Below are 14502 nucleotides of genomic sequence, written 5' to 3'. Positions count from 1 at the left end.
CGCCATGATCGACAAGGGCCCCGTTCTGCTCGATATTACCGACGGCATCGCGCGGCTGCGGCTCAACCGCCCCGATGCGGCCAACGGCATGAGCGTCGAGCTGCTCCGCGCGCTGTGTGACGCCATCATGGTCTGTCATGGTCATTCCGATCTGCGCGTCGTGCTGCTGAGCGGCGAGGGTACCAATTTCTGCGCCGGTGGCGACGTCCGCGCCTTCGCCTCCAAGGGCGAGAAGCTGCCGGACTATATCCGTCAGGCGACGGCGTATCTGCAGAATGCGGTGACTGGATTGCTGCGGCTGGAGGCGCCGGTCATATCATCGGTGCAGGGCTTTGCGGCGGGCGGCGGCGGCTTCGGCCTGGTCTGCGCTTCCGATATCGTGATCGCGGCGGAATCGGCAAAGTTCCTCGCCGGCGCGACGCGGGTGGCGATGGCGCCGGATGCCGGCGTCTCCGTCACGCTGTCGCGGCTGGTCGGCTTGCGGCGCGCGATGTCGATCCTGTTGACCAACCCGGTGATCCCGGCTGCCGAAGCGTTGCAGATCGGCATCGTCACCAGGGTCGTGCCCGATGCCGAGCTCGCCGATGCATCGCTCACGCTGGCCCGCGAGCTTGCGGCCGGCGCGCCGATGGCTCTGGCGGCGACCAAGCGGCTGGTCTGGGCCGGCACCGGCACCAGCATCGAGCAGTGCCTCTCGGAAGAGGCGCGCACAGTCGCGGAACTCTCGGGGATGGCCGATGCACGCGAAGGGCTCGCCGCGGTCATCGAGCGGCGCCAGCCTGTATTCACGGGGCGCTGAGGTGGCGAGCTTGCCATTCGGACGTCTCGATGGCCGCCGCGCCTTCGTCTCCGGCGGCGCGCGGGGCATCGGTGCTGCGATCGCGCGCAGCTTTGCCGGCGCGGGCGCCAGGGTCGTGATCGCCGATCTCGATGTCGCCGCGGCCTCGGAGCTGGCGCGCGAGACCGGCGCCGGCGTTGCAGGATTAGACGTCAGCGATGCGACGGCAGTGCAGGCTGTGATGGCGCAGGACGGCCCGTTCGACATTGTCGTCAACAATGCCGGCATCGATCAGCATGCCTTCTTCACCGATACCACGGCGGAGGATTGGGCGCGGCTGATCGCGGTCAATCTCACCTCGGTCTTGGCCTGCACCCACGCCGCGTTGCCGGCGATGCAGGCGGCGGGCTTTGGCCGCATCATCAACGTTACCTCGGAAGCGGCGCGGCTCGGCTCAAAGGGCGGCGCGGTCTACTCCGCGGCCAAGGGCGGCGTGATCTCGTTCACCCGGAGCATCGCGCGGGAGAATGCACGCTATGGCATCACTGCGAACGCGATCGCGCCGGGACCGATCCGCACGCCGATGCTGGAGCAGGCGGTGGCAAAGGGCGGCGACAGGATCCTGCAGGCAATGACCGGCGCAACGCTGCTCGGCCGCCTCGGCGAGCCGGAGGAGGTCGCGGCTGCCGCGCTGTTCCTGGCTTCCGACCAGGCCGCCTATATCACCGGAGAGACGCTCGGCGTTTCCGGCGGCATGGGCATCGGCGGCTGAAATGGGCAGCGCGGACGACGATATCGCAATCACGCCGGTCGATCGCGCGATCGAGCGTTTGCGCGCGATCTATCGCGGCTGGACCCGCGATACATCGGTGGCGCAGATGCGCGACGACTGGGACGGAGCCTTTGCCGGCTGCTCGGTGCCGGTGACGCGCCAACCGGTCGCCGCCGGCGGGGTCGACGGCGAATGGCTCGTGCCGACGGGCGCATCGCGCGACAAGGTGATCCTCTATTTTCACGGCGGCGGTTTCCGTATCGGCTCGGTCGCGTCGCATCGCGACCTGGCCGCACGGATCGCCGATGCATCCGGCTGCCGCGTGCTCTCGATCAATTACCGGCTTGCCCCGGAGCATCGTTTCCCCGCGGCACTCGAGGATGCGCTGATTGCCTATCGATATCTGCGCGATCAGGGGCTGCATCCGGCGGATATCGCCTTCGCCGGGGATTCGGCCGGCGGCAATCTCGTGCTGTGCGCGATGCTGGCGGCGCGCGACCGTGGCTTGCCGCTGCCCGCCGCCGCCGCGCTGATGTCGCCCTGGACCGATCTTACCGCGAGCGGCGCGAGCTATCAGAGCAGGGCCGAGGCCGATCCGATCCACCAGCGCGCGATGATCCTGGCGCTGGCGAAGAACTACCTTGGCAAGGACGGCAATGTCCGCGATCCGCTGGCCTCGCCGCTTTATGCCGATCTCACCCGTCTGCCGCCGCTGCTGGTGCAGGTCGGCGACCGCGAGACCGTGCGCGACGATGCGACGGAACTGGCCGCCCGGGCGCAGGCTGCCGGTGTCGACGTCAAGCTCCAGGTGTGGGACGGCATGATCCACGTCTTCCAGATGTTCCCGGAGATTTCGCAGGCGCGCGAGGCGATCGCATCGCTGGCAGCTTTTTTGCGCAACCATCTTCACATCGGTCATGAGAGGGCGCCACAATGAACGTCATGACGTCGGATCCGCGCCAGCTCACTGAGGCCGAGTTCCACTTTTCGGAGCAGCCCAATCTGCCCGAGGAGCTGCGCATGCTGCGCGAGCAGGTGCGCCGCTTCGTCGAGAAGGAAGTAGTGCCGCATGCCGAGGCGTGGGAGCGCGACGGCAAGATCCCGCGCGAGATCTATCGCCGCATGGGCGCGCTCGGCTTTCTCGGCATGCGCCACGCGGTCGACCATGGCGGCACCGACATGGGGCCGCTGGCCTCGATGGTATTCGCCGAGGAGTTGGGGCGCTCCAGCTTCGGCGGTTTCACCTCGTCGATCCTCGTGCATACCGACATGTCGGCGGTGCACATCTCCTTGCGCGGTACGCCGGAACAGAAGCAGAAGTATTTGCCGGCGATTATCCGCGGTGAGACGGTCTGCTCGATCGCGGTGACCGAGCCCGATGCGGGCTCCGACGTCGCAGGCCTCAAGACGCGGGCGCGGCGCGACGGCGACAGCTGGGTGATCAACGGCGCAAAGATGTTCATCACCAACGCGGTCTATGGCGACATCCTGATCGTCGCCGCGCGGACCGACCCGCATGCCAAGGGCAGCCGCGGCATCTCGCTGTTCATCGTCGAGCGCAACACGCCGGGCATCACGGCGACCAAGCTCGACAAGCATGGCTGGCTCTGCTCGGACACCGCCGAGATCGCGTTCCAGGACGTGCGCGTGCCGGCGGAAAACCTGCTCGGCGAGGAGAACAAGGGCTTCTATGGCATCATGGAGACCTTCCAGAACGAGCGCATCTGCATCGGCGGCATCTGCGCGGGCGAATCCGCCAAGGCGATCGAGCTGACGACGAATTACGTGAAGACGCGGCAGGCATTCGGCGGCCCGCTCTGGAATCAGCAGGGCGTGCGGCTGAAGCTCGCCCAGCTTGCCGCGAAGGCGGCGGCGGCGCGGGCGCTGGCCTATCAGGCCGCCGAGCTCGCGGCGGCCGGGCAGGATTGCCTGCGTGAGGTCTCGATGGTGAAGGCGCTGTCGCCCGAGGTGCTGCACGAGGTCGTGCATGGCTGCCTGCAACTGCACGGCGGCTCAGGCTTCATGCGCGGCACCCCGATCGAGCGCATGGTGCGCGACGCGCGGGTGCTGACGATCGGCGGCGGCGCCACCGAGGTGATGCTGGAGGAAGTGGCGAAAAGGATGTGACGCCGGCGCTCTTTCTTACCTCGCCCCGCTTGCGGGGAGAGGTCGGATCGCATCGTGAGATGCGATCCGGGTGAGGGGGAGTCTCCACGAGCGTTTCTGGCAGCGCGTCTGCGGATGCGGCCCCTCACCCCAACCCTCTCCCCGTAAGAACGGGGCGAGGGAGCAGACCTACGTCCGGGTCATGTCATTTCTGGGCACGAGCGCCCTGGCCGACAGTCTGCGCCGCAATGCCCGGCTTCAGCCGCCAGTCCTCGCCAAAATCCGCGAGCGGGTGGAAGAACAGCGGCTCGGTGGTCTCGAGCCGCCGCAGCCGTTCGGCATAGTCGTTGAGATAGCGGTGCCGCGTGGCCTCGTCGACGAAGTTCACTGAATACGACACGAACGGCGGCAGCACCTTGCAGCCCGCATAGGCCAGCATGCCGTTCTGGATCGGCCACAGCACCACATCGAGCGCACCGACCAGCCCGTCGGGCGCGCACATGCCGGGATAGGCGGCGGTCGAGGTCACGACCATGGCGCGGCGGCCGGCAAGGCCGCCGGTGTCGTAGCGGCGGCCGCTGCCGTAAATTGCGCCGTTGACGAACACGCGGTCGATCCAGCCTTTCATGATGGCGGGGACCGAGAACCACCACAGCGGAAACTGCAAGATCAGGAGGTCGCACCACAGCAGCTTCTCGATCTCGGCGGCGATGTCGCCGCTGAGCGCCCCGTGCTGCAGATTGTATTTCTGCTCGCGGTCATATTGCAGCCGGTCGGGAAACCGCCGCGCGCCAAAGTCTTCGGCGGTCGCTACCGGGTTGAACCGCATGGCGTAGAGATCGGAGATCCTGACCGTATGCCCGAGCGCGGTCAGTTCCGCCACCGACCGCGCCAGCAGTGCAGCGTTGAACGACTGCGTCTCCTGATGGGCAAAGACGATCAGGACCTTCATCTCTCTAGTTCACCGGCTTGAAGCTGAGCGTCGCGGCATCGGCCTGCATGATCTGCAGCTTCTGGTTGGAGAAGCGGACGCCGGGACCGAAGCTGATCGGCGCCATCACGCCGGTCTCGACATTCCTGGTCTTCTCCAGTTCCGAGATGGTGCAGGCCCAGGTCGGCTGCTTGCCACAGCGCTCGATCGCCGCGATCAAGACCTTCGCGGCGGCATAGCCGGTCATGGTGTAGCGGTTGATGCCCTTGAACTCGGCCTCCGACACCAGCGGCTTGGCCTTCTCGAGAAACGCCTTGCCCGCCGCGCCGGCGAACGGCTCGACATAATCAACGGCGTAGATGCCGTCGCCGGCCGGGCCCATCAGCTTCAGTACCGGCTCGATGCGGCCGGGCCAGAAGATGCCGGTCACCGGCTTGATGTTCAATTTCTCGAGCTCCTTTGTCATCGCGATGTTCTCGGCGATGATGCCGCCGGCCAAAAACACCTCGGCGCCGGCATCTTTCAGCTGCAGCATGTCGGACGAGAAGTCCTGCTGGCCCTTCTTGTAGTTGCCGCTGTAGACGACGTTCAGCTTCTTGGCCTTGACCACGGAATCGAAGCCGTCGCGCACGGTGATGCCGTAATCGTCGTCCTGGGTGATCAGGCCCCATTTCTTGCCGGGGTTCCTGTCGGCGAGGAAGTTGACGAGGTGGATGATGCCCTCCTCGTAGGATTGCCCGACCACGAACACGTTCTTGCGCGCCGGCTCCCACAGGAATTTGACCGGCGCGACGTCGATCACGGTCGGGATACCGGACTTCTCCAGCACCGGCATCACGGCGATCGACTGGCCCGAACCGGAGATGCCCAGCATCGCGAAGACCTTGTCGACGTCGATCACCTTCTTGACGCCCTGGATGGTTCGCGCGGTAACGTAGCCGTCGTCCTCCAGCACATATTTGATCTTGCGGCCGTTGATGCCGCCGGCGGCGTTGGCTTCGGCGATCGCGATCTTGTGGCCGATCGAGGCGGCGACGCCCAGCAGCGCCGGCGGGCCGGTCAGCGGCTCCACGTCGCCGATCAGGATCTCGCTGTCGGTGATGCCGGGATCGGCGGCAGTAGCCGGGCCGGTCGTGAGACAGGCCGTGGTGAGCAGCAGCGCAACTGCTGCCAGGTGTCTGATCATTGTCTCCTCATCATGGTGTTGCGTCTTTTTTTGATTAGTAGCGCAGCGGCCAGTGCACCCAGGCCCGCCTGATGTCGTGCCAGGCGCCGACCAGCCCCCGCGGCTGGAAGCGCAGGAACAGGATGATGACGAGGCCGTAGAGCATGCTCTTCAGCTCCTGCGCGCCGGTCGTGAAGGTCGCGTCCATCTGCGCGCTGAACAGGCTGAAGACGAGCCGCGTCGCCTCCGGCAGCAGCACGATCAGGATGGTGCCGAGCACCGCGCCGAGCGCCGAGCCGAGTCCACCGACGATCAGGATCGCCAGCGCCTCGATCGAGAGCAGGAACGGAAAGCCCTCGACGCTGACGAAGGAGAGATAGATGCCGTACAGCGCGCCGGCGATGCCGGTGATGAACGCCGAGGTGACGAAGGCGAACAGCTTGTAGGCATGCAGGTTGATGCCCATGACGCGCGCCGCCGTGTCGTTGTCCCTGATCGCGACGAAGGCGCGGCCGACCCGGCTGCGGCGGATGTTGAGGGTGGCGAACAGCGTCAGTGCCGCGATGCCGAGGCAGAGATAGGTGAAGGCCGCGTCGCCGTCGAAGCTGATGCCGAGGATCTCGGGCCGCTGCACCTGAATGCCGCGTGCGCCGTTGGTGAGCCAGCGCATCTCCAGGATCACGGTGTTGATGATGAAGGAGAAGGCGAGCGTGGTGATGGCGAGGTAAAGTCCCTTGAGCCGAAGCGACGGCGCACCGACGATCAGGCTCGCCAGCGCCGGCACCACGCCGGCGCCGAAGAAGCCGACCAGCGGCGGCATGTGGTACTTCGAGACCAGCACCGCATAGGCATAGGCACCGGTGACGAGGAAACCGACATGGCCGAGCGAGATCAGGCCGGTGTAGCCGGTCAGGATGTTGAGTCCGAGCGCACCGGTGACCGTGATCAGGATGATCATCAGGAACGATAGCGCGTAGGAGTTCAGCACAAAAGGAGCGGTGATCAGCGCCAGCAGCAGCACGGCCGACCATAGCCACACCGGCGGGGAATCGATCAGCGCAACCAGTTCGCCGTAGCTCTGCTTGTAATCGCCGGTGCGCATCACACCCTCTCGATGTCGCGTTCGCCGAAGATGCCGAACGGGCGGATCATCAGCACGATGATGATCATGGCAAAGCCCGCGACCTCCTTCATGCCGGAGCCGATATAGCCGCCGGCCAGGTTTTCGGTGATGCCGATCAGGAGGCCGCCGAGGCCGGAGCCGAGCACGGCGTCGAGGCCGCCGAGGATGGTGGCCGGAAACGCCTTCAGCCCGAGCTGGAACATCGCCGGCGATAGATCATAAGACAGCGCGAAGAACACGCCGCCGATGCCGGCGATCACCGAAGACGCGGCCCAGGCCAGCGCATGAACTCTTGTTGCGCTGATGCCCATCAACAGCGCCGTGCGATCGTCGGCTGCGACCGCGCGCATCGCAACCCCGACCTTGCTGTAACGGAAGAACGCCCAGATCGCGGCGATCAGCAGAAGCAGCGTCGCGATCACCGCAATCTGCCCGGTACGCACGCCGATGCCGCCGAGATGCACGATGCCGCGGCCCATGCCGATGTCGAGGCCGTGCGGATAGGCGTCCCAGATGAAGTTGATGGCGGAGCGCAGGATCACGGCGAGCCCGATCGTGACCATCACGGTCGCGAATACCGGCTCGCCCAGCATCGGCCGCATCACGAGCCGCTCGATGATCAGGCCGAGCAGGACAGCGGCGAGAATCGCGCCCACCGCGACGACGAACACATTGCCGCTGACCGTGGTCGAGATCGTCCAGGCGGTATAGGCGGTGATCATGGTCATCTCGCCCTGGGCGAAATTGACCAGCCCGGTGGACTTGTAGATCACCGCAAAGCCCATCGCGATCAGCCCGTAGATCGCGCCGATCGCGAGCCCCGAGATCAGCAGCTGGATGAGATACTGCATTCAGCCCTCCGCCCGGTAGATGATGGCGAGTTCACGGGCGAACTTCTTCTCGATCATTGCGCGGCGTACCTTCTGGGTGGCGGTCAGCTCGCCGTCGTCATGGTCGAGCTCCTTTTCCAGGATGGCGAACCGCCTGATGTTCTCGACCCGGGCGAACCGCTTATTGGTCTCGTTGACGACGCGCTCGACCAGCTCATTCACTTCGGGAAGCTGCGAGAGCGATTTGTAGTTGGTGTAGGCGAGCGCCCGGTCGCGCGCCCAGCGGCCGACATTGTCGTAGTCGACCTGGATGATGGCGCCGAGATACTTCTTGGCCTCGCCGACCACGATCGCTTCCTTGATGAATTCGGAATCCTTCAGCGCGTTCTCGATCTCGGACGGCGCGATGTTCTTGCCGCCAGCGGTGATGATGATCGCCTTCTTGCGGTCGACCACGGCGATCTCGCCATTGTCGAGGACATCGATGATGTCGCCGGTGCGCAGCCAGCCGCCGGGCTCCAGCGAGGCGGTCGAGGCCTTCTCGTCGAGGAAGTAGCCCTTGAAGACGCCGGGGTTGCGCAGCAGGATCTCGCCGTCGGTGTCGCACTTCCATTCGGTCTGCGGCAGCGGCACGCCGCAGCCGCCGATCCGATGATGGCTTGCGGTCTGGATGAAGGCGACGCCGCCGCTTTCGGTGAGGCCGTAGCCCTGCGACACCGGACGGCCGATGATGTCGAAGAAGCGCAGCGTCTCCGGCGAGATCGAGGCGCCGGCGCAGAGCCGGTGCCGACTGTAGGCAAAGCCGAGATGGCGCTGCAAATTGCGGAACATCAGGAGATAGAGCAGTCCGTAGGCGGCACGATCGAGCATACTGGCCTTGCCGGCCTGTCGACGGTCGGACAGCGTGCGGCCCCAGGCGAGGCAGGCCCTGGTGAAGCTCTGGCGCAGGCGGCCGCTCTCGCCGAGGCGGAACAGAAAGCCCTGCTGCAGCTTCTCGTAGATGCGGGGAACGCCGACGAAGAAGGTCGGCGCGATCTCGCGGATGTTGATCGCGACGGTGTCGATCGATTCGGCGAACGAAACGGTGCCGCCGAGCACGAGATGGGTCACGGTGCCGTAGCAGCGCTCGGCGACGTGGCACAGCGGCAGATAGCTCACCGCCTCGAACGGCTTGTCGGCAGTGCCCACGGTTTTGGCGTAGGCATAGGCGGCGTAGACGAGATTGCGATGGGTCAGCATCGCGCCCTTGGGCGGGCCGGTTGTGCCTGAGGTGTAGACGAGGATGCAGACGTCGTCGGGCGCGCCCTGGCTGATCAGGCGGTCGAGCGTCGCGTCGGCCTCCGAATTCTCCTGGGCGTAGGTCCTGCCGCGCTCGCACAATGCGGCGAACGACATCAGCTCCGATTGCCGGTAATGCCGCAGGCCCTTCATGTCGACGCAGACGATGGCCTCGAGGTCCGGCAGGCCGCCATTATTGGCCATCGCGTCGAGCACCTTGTCGGTCTGCTCCTGGTCGCCGGTGACGACGATGCGGGCGCCCGAATGCTTGACGATATATTGCAGCTCGACCCAGGGATTGGTCGGATAGATGCCGACCGCCACCGCGCCGATCATCTGCGCACCAAGGTCGGCGTAAAACCATTCCGGCGTGTTCTCGCCGGCGATGGCGATCCGGTCGCCAGGCTTGATGCCGAGCGAGAGCAGGCTGAGCGCCACCGCGCGCGCGGTGTCGTAATAGTGCCGCCAGGAATAGGGATTCCAGATGCCGTAGTCCTTCTCGCGCAGCGCCAGCGCCTCGCCGTGCATCGCGGCGCGCTGCCGTAGCAATTGCGGGATGGTGATGGCGGCATCCGCAAGCGTAGCCTGCAACGCGTCGATGCCGGCTGCGGGCACACTGCGTGCGGCGCTGGCTGGCAGCGGCGGATGAGCGGTGCGCAGGCTGTCCAGCGTCGACATCACGCGCCTGCCTTTGTCATCGCGTCAGTGCGCTGACCGCCGAGATAGGCCTCCGCGACTGCCGGATCGCGCCTGATCGCACCAGGTGCGCCTTCGGCGATCTTGCGGCCGAAATTCAGCACATGGACGCGGTCAGAGATGTCCATCACGATGCGCATCTCGTGCTCGATCATCACGACGGTGATGCCGAGCTCGTCGCGGATGTCGAGCACGAAGCGCGCGATGTCCTCGGTCTCCTCCTGGTTCATGCCGGAGACCATCTCGTCGAGCAGCAACAGCTTCGGCTCGCAGGCGAGCGCGCGGGCGAGCTCGACGCGCTTTTGTTGGCCATAGGACAGCGTGCCGACCACGGCGTCCCTGATATGCTCGATCTCGAGGAATTCGATGATGTGCTCGACGCGCTGCCGTGCCGCGATTTCCTCCTTGCGGGTACGCCCGTAGAACCACACCGCATCGAGCACGGTCGAGCGCAGATGGGTGTGGCGGCCGGTCAGGATGTTCTCGACCACGGTGCCGTGCTTGAACAGCGCCAGATTCTGGAAGGTGCGGCCGATACCGACGGCGGCGAACTTCCACGGCGAGATCGTCGAGAGGTCGATACCGTCGAAGATGATGCGGCCGCCGCTCGGCCGCAGCACGCCCGAGATCATGTTGAACAGCGTGGTCTTGCCGGCGCCGTTCGGACCGATCACGCTGCAGATCTCGCCGGGCGCGACGCGCAGGCTGACATCGGCGACTGCCTGCAGGCCGCCGAAGCGCTTTGACAGGTTCTCGACCGTGAGCAGCGCGGTCACGACAGCCACCGCTTGCGGCGCTTGTAGTGCTTCACGTCGCGCAGGCTCTTGCGACCGGTGGAGGAGACGCCGAGATAGAATTCCTGGACGTCCTCGTTGGCGGTGAGCCTCGCTGCCGTGCCGTCGAGCACGACGCTGCCGGTCTCCAGGATGTAGCCGTAGTCGGCGATGTCGAGTGCGCGCTGCGCGTTCTGCTCGACCAGCAGCACCGTCATCTTCAGTTCGTCGCGCAGCCGGACGATCACCTCATAGATGCGGTCGATGATCAGCGGCGCGAGCCCGAGCGACGGCTCGTCGAGCGCCAGCAGCACGGGATCGGTCATCAACGCGCGGCCGATCGCTAGCATCTGCTGCTCGCCGCCGGACATGTAGCCGGCGATCTGGTCGCGCCTCTCATATAGCCGCGGAAACAGCGCAAACACCTTGTCGCGGCGCTCGCGCGCCTCGGCGCTGGTCCTGGTGTAGCCGCCCATTTGCAGGTTCTCGTCGATGGTGAGCGCCGCGAACACGCGGCGGCCCTCCGGCACCTGCACGATGCCGCGGCGGACCAGCTCGTCCGGTGCAAGGCGATGCACCTCGTCATTGCGGAAGCGGATGCTGCCGTTCTCGATCACGCCTTCCTCGGTATAGAGGATGCCGGACATCGCCTTCAGCAGCGTCGATTTGCCGGCGCCGTTGGAGCCGAGCAGGGCGACGATGCTGCCCTCGGGCACCGCGATCGAGATGTCACGGATCGCCTCGATCGCATTATCGTAGACGATCCGGATGTTGCGGAATTCGAGCAAGCCATCCTGCGCCGGCGCGGCCTGCGGCGCTGCTTGCGGCGTCGGATGCGGGATGGTCGTCGGCATCGCGTTCAGACCCCGCCTGCTGACCGGCGAGGGCGCGCGGCGAGGATCGCATCGGTGACGAGCTTGGCGGTCTCGGCGCAGGCTTGCGTGCCGCCATTGCCATATTGCTTCACCGCGTCGCCGACGCACCACAGGCCCTCGATACCGGTCTCGCGCGGCAAATCGTAGCCGGCGCAACTCCGTTGTGCCGGCCAGTCGTCGCGCATCACCCGGATCGACAGGATTTTTGCCTGGTCGAAATTCGCGAACTGCTCGCGCAGATCCTCGAGCGCGAGCTGGACTTCTGCATCGGAGTCAAAGTCACCGAGCGCGGGTACCGGCACGGCATAGGCGACATAGAGGTGCCAGCCGGGCGGCGCCAATTCCGGACAGGTAGCGGAGAGGTTGGCCATGTTGCAGAGCCGGCGCGTCTTGCCGAAGGTGACGATGCCGGGATGACCGATCAGCGGCTCGCGGCTCGCGACATTGATGACGATGTTGGCGGCCGGGCGAAGGTCGTTCTTCACCCTGGTGATATAATCCGCCGGGAACGCCTCGCTGCCGGCGAGCGCGACGGTGGCCTTCGGTCCCGCATTGCTGATCACGAGATCGGTGTCGATCCGCACCCGCTCGCCGTTCCTGAGCACGGTGACGCCTTCGACCTTGCCGTTCGCGGTGTGGATCGTGGTCGCCGGTGTTTCGAGCCAGATGTCGCCATTGCGCCTGACGGCATTGCCTAGACTGTTCCAGACGCCGATCGTGCCCTGCGGGCAGAAGCCGAATTTCTTGAAGGCGCCCTTGCTGGTGAAATAGGTGAGGAAGGCGCGGGCCGGCAGCTCGGCGGCGTTGCAGGCGAAGATCGCCGCGCAAAGATTGCGGAACAGCGCGTGTACGGTGGCGTTGCTGGTGTAGCCCTTCAGCCAGTCCTCGGTCGATTGCCGCCCGTCGGGCAGATTGCCGGAGCGGGCGTCGGCGAATTTCTCCAGGATGCGTGAGGCCTGTTTTGTGAGCTGCCCGAGCAGCAGCGACCAGCCGCCGCGGCCGACATCGATCACCTTGCCGTCGATGAAGAACGAACTCGCCGGCTCCGGCGCGCGGATGTCGAGCGGGGCGCCGATGGTGTTGAAGGTTTCCTCGAACACGCCACCGAACTCGATCGCGATCGCCCCGATATTGACCTTGAAGCCATCGATCTCCTCGGTCGAGGCGCGCCCGCCGAGCCGGTCCTTGTCGTCGACGACGAGCGTATGCAGCCCGCCATGGGCGAGACGCGCCGCGGCACACAGCCCGCCGGCACCGGCTCCGATCACGACAGCATCGATCCTCTGAGAATCCACGCGCAACCTCCCGCGATGCCGCCGGGTTGGTCCCGGCATGCGCAATCTGCTTGCTTGATGGAAGGCAGTCTAATATAATCCGACCGGTCGTTCAAATTATTTTTTGACGCAGGTCGCTCGTCGCACGGGCGATGGAAGAGTCTGGTGGATGGTGCCCGCAAAGGGGAGGAGAGCGTGGGGCGGCGGTAGTATAGAGAGAGGCAGTCGCCCGATTCCGGCGGCGCCGATGGTGCATGAGAGAGACGGCAATGGCGCGGACGCGCTCAGAGAATTACGACGAGATTCAGCGGAACATTCTCACCACTGCCTGCGGCCTGTTCGCGCGGCAGGGCTACATGCGTGCCTCGATCGCCGACCTTGCGGATGCCTGCAAGCTGTCGCGCGGCGCGCTGTACCATTATTTCGATTCCAAGGAAGCGATCCTGTTCGCGATCCTCGACGCCCATATCCGCGAGATGATCGCGGACGTCGAAGCCGCGATGGCCGAAAAGGCGACGACGCTGGAGCAGTTCCGCGCCGCGATCCAGGCCATCGTCGCGCTGAATGCGCGTTCGAGCGACGAGCAGCGCGTGATCCTCAACGACCTCTCGTTCCTCGGCGAGACCGAGCAGGATGCGATCAAGGCGCTGGAGCGCCAACTCGTCGACACGGTCTCGGATCTTCTGGTCAAGCTCGACAAGGAAGGCAAGATCGTCAAGCGGACCAAGAAGATCTACAGCATGATGCTGTTCGGCATCCTGAACTTCAGCCACACCTGGTACGATCCGAAGGGCGGGATCGATCCAACGGAGTTCGCCGACATGGTGGTGGACCTGTTCCTGTACGGCTTCACCATGCCGGTGCCGGCAAAGGACGCCGCGCGTGCGCTGCGCCAGCGCGCGTGAGGCCATCGCGGCGCGCACTGCGGCTTCGCGCCGAAGACATCTCTCGCAGCGATTATTCCTCATCTCGTCTGCACATCATCGTGAAGGCCGAGACGTTGTCCCGCGCGTAACGCACGCGCGGCACGCTGCGTAGTTTTGCCACGAACGCCGCAACAGCGGCCGATGATGGCATCGCAGCGAGGGAAGAAACAACCGCATGAATCTGTCGTTCAACATCGCCGAACAGGGCGAGGGGTCTTATCGAGCGCTCGCGATCCTGCGCTGGGTTATGGTCGTGATCTTCGTGTCGTTCGGCATGCAGAAGTTCACGCTGCAATCGGCGCAAGGCATCGCGCAGTTCATCAGCAACAGCCCGTTCATCTCGTGGCTGTCGGTGTTCGGCCTCCGCGGCGAGGCCTACGTGCTCGGCGTCGCCGAGTTCGGCATTGCGGCGCTGCTCGCCGCCGGCGCGTTCAGCCCGCTTCTCTCGGCGATCGGCTCGCTGATGGGCGTCATCACCTTTGCGGTGACGTGGTCGTTCTTCTTCACGACGCCGGGGGTGGTCAAATGGAGCCTGTCGACCGATCCGATGGGCTGGAACCTGGCCGGCGAGTTCCTGTTCAAAGACATCGTGCTGCTTTGCGTCTGTCTCGTGCTGCTGTTGGCGTCGTTGCCGCGGTCGATCGTCCGCTTGCGCGCCACATAGGCTCGCGCGGCGCGATCGATGGTTAATCGATGTTTAACGAGGCATCGCGCGCATCCGGCATCTGGAACAGGACAAAACGTCGCGGATGACCGTGTCTTGAAAATCGAATCCGATCGGCTTATGCAACCTTCGATTGACGAATTGTTGCTAGGAAGAAACGTCCCCGGTTGGGAGCGGAATGTGACGAAGTCAGAAATATCCTTGGCCCGATCGGTAAGCGCCGATCTTGCCTTTTCGTCGAAGCCCACTCCCGTCATTTTCAAACGTCCCGCATTTTTTAGTTCGATTGCAGTTCCCGCACCGTGGCTGGA

General features: G+C 65.2%; 14 protein-coding genes. 6 read left to right on the top strand and 8 right to left on the bottom strand.

Annotated elements, in window-relative coordinates; translation table 11 throughout:
- Positions 1–4: 4 nt before the first annotated feature.
- From J2R76_RS16785 to J2R76_RS16770, 4 genes are read left to right on the top strand one after another with little or no spacing between them, the layout of a single operon-like run.
- Complete coding sequence (locus J2R76_RS16785) at positions 5–799, top strand: enoyl-CoA hydratase/isomerase family protein (RefSeq protein ID WP_076829060.1); 795 nt, start codon at positions 5–7, stop codon at positions 797–799.
- A gap of 1 nt (position 800) precedes the next feature.
- Positions 801–1550 carry an SDR family NAD(P)-dependent oxidoreductase gene (locus J2R76_RS16780; protein WP_057018854.1) on the top strand — a complete coding sequence of 250 codons (750 nt, stop codon included), beginning with the start codon at positions 801–803 and terminating at the stop codon, positions 1548–1550.
- Between the two features lies 1 nt (position 1551).
- Positions 1552–2487 carry an alpha/beta hydrolase gene (locus tag J2R76_RS16775; protein ID WP_253624219.1) on the top strand — a complete coding sequence of 312 codons (936 nt, stop codon included), beginning with the start codon at positions 1552–1554 and terminating at the stop codon, positions 2485–2487.
- Positions 2484–3677 carry an acyl-CoA dehydrogenase family protein gene (locus J2R76_RS16770; protein WP_092083745.1) on the top strand — a complete coding sequence of 398 codons (1194 nt, stop codon included), beginning with the start codon at positions 2484–2486 and terminating at the stop codon, positions 3675–3677. Before J2R76_RS16775 ends, J2R76_RS16770 begins: the two co-directional genes overlap by 4 nt.
- 184 nt (positions 3678–3861) lie before the next feature.
- Here the strand turns inward: J2R76_RS16770 and J2R76_RS16765 are convergent, their stop codons facing one another.
- Genes J2R76_RS16765 through J2R76_RS16730 form a run of 8 tightly spaced genes read right to left on the bottom strand, consistent with a single transcriptional unit; the run spans position 3862 to position 12622 of the window.
- Complete coding sequence (locus tag J2R76_RS16765) at positions 3862–4608, bottom strand: NAD(P)H-dependent oxidoreductase (RefSeq protein ID WP_057018852.1); 747 nt, start codon at positions 4606–4608, stop codon at positions 3862–3864.
- Between the two features lie 4 nt (positions 4609–4612).
- Positions 4613–5773 carry an ABC transporter substrate-binding protein gene (locus J2R76_RS16760; RefSeq protein ID WP_057018851.1) on the bottom strand — a complete coding sequence of 387 codons (1161 nt, stop codon included), beginning with the start codon at positions 5771–5773 and terminating at the stop codon, positions 4613–4615.
- 34 nt (positions 5774–5807) lie between these two features.
- Complete coding sequence (locus J2R76_RS16755; RefSeq protein ID WP_057018850.1) at positions 5808–6854, bottom strand: branched-chain amino acid ABC transporter permease; 1047 nt, start codon at positions 6852–6854, stop codon at positions 5808–5810.
- Positions 6854–7726 carry a branched-chain amino acid ABC transporter permease gene (locus J2R76_RS16750; RefSeq protein WP_076829052.1) on the bottom strand — a complete coding sequence of 291 codons (873 nt, stop codon included), beginning with the start codon at positions 7724–7726 and terminating at the stop codon, positions 6854–6856. The genes J2R76_RS16755 and J2R76_RS16750 overlap by 1 nt, the downstream gene beginning before the upstream one ends.
- On the bottom strand, positions 7727–9661 hold the full coding sequence (locus tag J2R76_RS16745) for a long-chain fatty acid--CoA ligase (protein ID WP_253624218.1): 1935 nt from the start codon (positions 9659–9661) through the stop codon (positions 7727–7729).
- Entirely contained in the window at positions 9661–10455 is a 795-nt protein-coding gene (locus J2R76_RS16740; protein ID WP_253624217.1) for an ABC transporter ATP-binding protein, read from the bottom strand. The genes J2R76_RS16745 and J2R76_RS16740 overlap by 1 nt, the downstream gene beginning before the upstream one ends.
- Entirely contained in the window at positions 10452–11306 is an 855-nt protein-coding gene (locus tag J2R76_RS16735; RefSeq protein WP_253624216.1) for an ABC transporter ATP-binding protein, read from the bottom strand. The genes J2R76_RS16740 and J2R76_RS16735 overlap by 4 nt, the downstream gene beginning before the upstream one ends.
- 5 nt (positions 11307–11311) lie before the next feature.
- Complete coding sequence (locus J2R76_RS16730; protein ID WP_229190949.1) at positions 11312–12622, bottom strand: NAD(P)/FAD-dependent oxidoreductase; 1311 nt, start codon at positions 12620–12622, stop codon at positions 11312–11314.
- A 248-nt stretch (positions 12623–12870) separates the two neighbouring features.
- Here J2R76_RS16730 and J2R76_RS16725 point away from each other — a divergent pair, with 248 nt between their 5' ends.
- Both J2R76_RS16725 and J2R76_RS16720 read left to right on the top strand, forming a co-directional pair.
- Positions 12871–13506 carry a TetR/AcrR family transcriptional regulator gene (locus J2R76_RS16725; protein ID WP_229190950.1) on the top strand — a complete coding sequence of 212 codons (636 nt, stop codon included), beginning with the start codon at positions 12871–12873 and terminating at the stop codon, positions 13504–13506.
- Between the two features lie 196 nt (positions 13507–13702).
- Positions 13703–14191, top strand: coding sequence for a DUF417 family protein (locus J2R76_RS16720; RefSeq protein WP_229190951.1), 489 nt, complete (start codon positions 13703–13705; stop codon positions 14189–14191).
- The last annotated feature ends 311 nt before the right edge of the window (positions 14192–14502 follow it).

It is taken from the genome of Bradyrhizobium sp. USDA 4532 (assembly GCF_024171315.1).
GTDB classification, from domain to species: Bacteria; Pseudomonadota; Alphaproteobacteria; order Rhizobiales; family Xanthobacteraceae; genus Bradyrhizobium; species Bradyrhizobium australafricanum.
This window is presented reverse-complemented; position numbering and strand designations above follow the sequence as displayed.

What these genes read in the sequence shown, in the direction of transcription:
- J2R76_RS16725 (WP_229190950.1), top strand. Translation starts at nt 12,871, where the DNA reads ATGGCGCGGACGCGCTCAGAGAATTACGACGAGATTCAGCGGAACATT.
- J2R76_RS16755 (WP_057018850.1), bottom strand. Translation starts at nt 6,854, where the DNA reads ATGCGCACCGGCGATTACAAGCAGAGCTACGGCGAACTGGTTGCGCTG.
- J2R76_RS16785 (WP_076829060.1), top strand. Translation starts at nt 5, where the DNA reads ATGATCGACAAGGGCCCCGTTCTGCTCGATATTACCGACGGCATCGCG.
- J2R76_RS16760 (WP_057018851.1), bottom strand. Translation starts at nt 5,773, where the DNA reads ATGATCAGACACCTGGCAGCAGTTGCGCTGCTGCTCACCACGGCCTGT.
- J2R76_RS16775 (WP_253624219.1), top strand. Translation starts at nt 1,552, where the DNA reads ATGGGCAGCGCGGACGACGATATCGCAATCACGCCGGTCGATCGCGCG.
- J2R76_RS16765 (WP_057018852.1), bottom strand. Translation starts at nt 4,608, where the DNA reads ATGAAGGTCCTGATCGTCTTTGCCCATCAGGAGACGCAGTCGTTCAAC.
- J2R76_RS16735 (WP_253624216.1), bottom strand. Translation starts at nt 11,306, where the DNA reads ATGCCGACGACCATCCCGCATCCGACGCCGCAAGCAGCGCCGCAGGCC.
- J2R76_RS16720 (WP_229190951.1), top strand. Translation starts at nt 13,703, where the DNA reads ATGAATCTGTCGTTCAACATCGCCGAACAGGGCGAGGGGTCTTATCGA.
- J2R76_RS16770 (WP_092083745.1), top strand. Translation starts at nt 2,484, where the DNA reads ATGAACGTCATGACGTCGGATCCGCGCCAGCTCACTGAGGCCGAGTTC.
- J2R76_RS16745 (WP_253624218.1), bottom strand. Translation starts at nt 9,661, where the DNA reads ATGTCGACGCTGGACAGCCTGCGCACCGCTCATCCGCCGCTGCCAGCC.
- J2R76_RS16750 (WP_076829052.1), bottom strand. Translation starts at nt 7,726, where the DNA reads ATGCAGTATCTCATCCAGCTGCTGATCTCGGGGCTCGCGATCGGCGCG.